This window comes from Brevundimonas denitrificans, assembly GCF_030160755.1.
GTDB classification, from domain to species: Bacteria; Pseudomonadota; Alphaproteobacteria; order Caulobacterales; family Caulobacteraceae; genus Brevundimonas; species Brevundimonas denitrificans.
Window position 1 is genome coordinate 1 of the sequence record NZ_BSOY01000121.1, and the last position, 3,545, is coordinate 3,545.

Annotated in this window: 3 protein-coding genes and 1 pseudogene; all 4 read right to left on the reverse strand. The window is 68.3% G+C overall.

What is annotated here, in order from left to right; translation table 11 throughout:
* Positions 1 to 387, reverse strand: a pseudogene (locus tag QQJ79_RS15060) (methyltransferase type 11); the annotation flags it as partial.
* A 107-nt stretch (positions 388 to 494) separates the two neighbouring features.
* The gene (locus QQJ79_RS15065) at positions 495 to 1,367 is read right to left on the reverse strand and encodes an AAA family ATPase (RefSeq protein WP_284223745.1); all 873 of its coding nucleotides are present in this window, start codon (positions 1,365 to 1,367) and stop codon (positions 495 to 497) included.
* Between the two features lie 58 nt (positions 1,368 to 1,425).
* On the reverse strand, positions 1,426 to 1,959 hold the full coding sequence (locus tag QQJ79_RS15070; protein ID WP_284223746.1) for a hypothetical protein: 534 nt from the start codon (positions 1,957 to 1,959) through the stop codon (positions 1,426 to 1,428).
* A 428-nt stretch (positions 1,960 to 2,387) separates the two neighbouring features.
* The coding region (locus QQJ79_RS15075) for a lytic murein transglycosylase (RefSeq protein ID WP_284223747.1) at positions 2,388 to 3,545 on the reverse strand (1,158 nt) is incomplete at its 5' end.

Consider the following 3,545-nt stretch of genomic DNA (forward strand, 5'->3'; position numbering starts at 1 on the left):
CGCGCGGTCGGCCGCAGCGGCCCCGGCCTGGGCGGCGTCGGCGGCGGCCTCCAGCGCATCGACGGCGCGGGGCAGGTCGCCGGAAAGCCGTTGCTCGAACGCCTTGAGCACATGGGCGGGCGTCTCGCCGTCCAGAGGCACGAGGTGCAGGCTGACCTCCGCGCCCTTTGGACCGACGTAGGTGCAGACCGTGCCGCCTTCAGAGGCCGAACCCTTGCGCGTCAGGGAGCCCATCGTCTGCGGGCATTGCAGCGTCTCGACGACCTTGAGCACGCCCTTGGCGTCATTGTTCTCGCTGCGGGTCGAGGAGATGCGCACGCCGTCGCCGCAGGCGGCGAGCCCGGCGAAGGCGCAGAGGGTCGGGATCAGAAAGGGACGTAGGGGCATCAACGAGGGGTCCTGGTACGCTTTCATCCTGCGCGCGCCTGATTCATTTTCCAGTGAAATCGCGGTAAGGCGCGTGTCGAAACCTGTTCGTTCGTGTGTTCGCCTTGTTACGTTCCGGGGCGGGAGGCCTCGCGACGGTGGAGGAAGGCGAGACGTTCGAACAGGTGAACGTCCTGTTCGTTCTTCAACAGGGCGCCGTGCAGCGGGGGGATCAGCTTGTTGGGCGATTTCTCGCGCAGGGTCTCGGGATCGACATCGTCGACCAGCAGCAACTTGAGCCAGTCGAGCAGTTCCGAGGTCGAAGGCTTTTTCTTCAGGCCCGGGGTATCGCGCATTTCGTAGAAGGTCTTGAGCCCCTCGGAGACCAGCCGCGGCTTGATGCCGGGGAAATGGACGTCGACGATGGCCGTCATCGTTTCGACGTCCGGGAAGCGGATGTAGTGGAAGAAGCAGCGGCGCAGAAAGGCGTCGGGCAGCTCCTTCTCATTGTTTGAGGTGATGACGACGATGGGGCGGACCTCGGCGCGGATCGTCTCGTCCGTTTCCTGGACATAGAATTCCATCCGATCGAGTTCCTGCAGCAGGTCGTTGGGAAACTCGATGTCGGCCTTGTCGATCTCGTCGATCAGCAGGACGGGGCGGTTCGGGGCGGTGAAGGCCTCCCACAGCTTGCCGGGCTTGAGGTAGTTGCGCACATCGTGGACGCGGGCCTCGCCCAGCTGGCTGTCACGCAGGCGCGAGACGGCGTCGTACTCGTACAGGCCGTTGTGGGCCTTGGTCGTCGACTTGATGTGCCAGGTGATCAGCGGGGCGTTCATCGCCCTGGCGATCTCATAGGCGAGGACGGTCTTGCCGGTGCCGGGCTCGCCCTTGATCAGCAGGGGACGTTCCAGGGCCACGGCCGCATTGACCGCGATCCTGAGGTCGTCGGTGGCGATATAGTTGGACGTGCCTTCGAAGCGGTCGGTCGGGCGGGACATGGCGGTTCCGGGTTGTGGTCCGTTTCGGGTTAGCGAAGCCGGGGCGGGTTAACAACGATCATGTGGAGGGAGGAGCGGCAAGGTCTTCCTCCACCGCCTTGCGCTCCATGGCCTCAAGGTGAAACAGCGGCCGGGAGATGACGAAATCCTCGATGTCCGCTGGCAGGCCTGCGCGGAGCAGGCGCAGATACATCTCCTCGCGGTTCGACATGGGCTGATATTCGCCGGTCAGCAGGCCTTTCAGACGGATGAGCTGGAGGGACCGGATGAATTCCCGGTCGGTCAACCGGGGTGATCTGCGGCGGCGGGCCATGGTTGTCCTTTCGATCAGACACGGGTTCGCGCTCTCCGGCATCGCTGCCGGAAAGTTCGGGGAGGGCGCGGAGCGGCCGGGCCTCGCCCGGTGATTTGATTGTTTTACCGTTTCGACGAAGCGGACCGCCCCGCGCAGTCGTTTTCCACGCGCCCTCCGGGTGGCGGCCCTGATTTCGGGCCTGACCGGATCACCGCCGCCGACATTGCTGCCGGCGACACGCGGCGGACATGACGGCCTTGCCGTCAGCGATCCGCGCAAGAAGCGCGCGGCGAGCAAGCAGAGGCCATCCATCGACCTCCACGAGGACCCCCGGACTCTCCTCCGCCCGGGCTTCATCGCTCGACCACAGCCCGCCGACATCGGGGCGCTGGATCCGACGCCCTCCCCACCGACGGGATGGGAGGAGTCTGGCGGAGGCCGTTCCTATGGCGGGCTGGTGACGCTGTAATTTTTGAAAGACGTGCGGGATCAGGGGGTTGGCGGCTCGGGATATGCTGGCAATCGATGGATGGGTAGCAGCGTTCTACTGTCTCCTCCCTGTCGCGAAGCGATGGGGAGGTGGCGCGGCGCGCCTTTGCGCCGTGACGGAGGGGTGGAAACGGCGCCGCGGCATTCGTCGCGTGATCGCATGCGATCACGCTCCACCCCTCCACCACGCTTCGCGTGGTCCCCCTCCCCGCGAAGCGGGGAGGAGACACGAGGTCCTACCCCGCCCGTCGGATCAGCTCATCCGCCAGATCGGCGGTCAGATAGCCGTCGGCGAGGCGGCCCTCGGCGATCTGCCAGCGGCGCAGGGCGGCGCGGGTGTTGGCGCCGACGACGCCGTCGATGCCCTGGGTGTCATAGCCGAGCCGGGTCAGGGCGGCCTGGGCGCCGATGCGCTGGTCGCGGGACAGGGGGGCGTCGTCGGGCCAGCTTGCGACCAGACCGGGGCGACCCGCGATGCCGTCGGCGGTCAGGCCGATGGCCAGGGCGTAGGAGACCGAGTTGTTGTAGCGGCGGATTACATAGTGGTTGGGCAGGGCCAGGAAGGCCGGGCCGCGGGCGCCCTGGGGCAGGAGGATGACCGCCTCCTCCAGCGCCTCGGCGGCGTTCGGAGAGCCGCCCCGGGCGAGGCTGACGCCGCGCTGGGCCCAGTACCGCCACGGATGGCGCGGGCCCTCGGCCTCGGCGTAGTCGAAGCCGGCGGGCAGGACGACCTCATAGCCCCAGGTCTGGCCGGGCTTCCAGCCGGCGCGGGCGAGCAGATTGGCGGCCGAGGCGAGGGCGTCCGCGTCCGAGCCCCAGATGTCGACCTTGCCGTCGCCGGTCTGGTCGACGCCGAGACGCAGATAGGCGTCGGGCATGAACTGGGTCTGGCCCATGGCGCCGGCCCAGCTGCCCTTCAGGCCCGCGCGGTCGCGGCGGCCGTCGATGACGATGTCGAGCGCATTCTTCAGTTCACCTTCGGCCCAGTCGCGGCGGCGGCCGTCCCAGGCGAGGGTGGCGAGGGAGCGGATGACGTCATAGTCGCCCTGGATGGCCCCGAAGGCGCTCTCATTGCCCCAGACCGAGACAAGGATTTCGGTCGGCACGCCGAACCGCTGGGTCACCTCCCACGGCACGCGGTCGATGCGGGCGCGGCCCTGGGCGATGCGCGTGGCCGAGGCGGCGGACTGGACATAGGCGCCGGCGGGGCGGCTGAACTCGGGCTGGTTGCGGTCGAGGCGGATGACCGACGGATCGGGCTCGAGGCCGGCGAGCTCGCGCTCGTATTCGGCGCGGCGGGCCCCGCCGTGACGGGCGAGGAACCCCTGCTTCCAGCCGTCGAACCCGGCCTGGTCGACCACGACGGGCGCGGGCGTCGCCGGCGCGACCGGGGC

Coding starts and splice junctions, on each gene's coding strand:
- QQJ79_RS15065 (WP_284223745.1), bottom strand. CDS start 1,367: ATGTCCCGCCCGACCGACCGCTTCGAAGGCACGTCCAACTATATCGCC.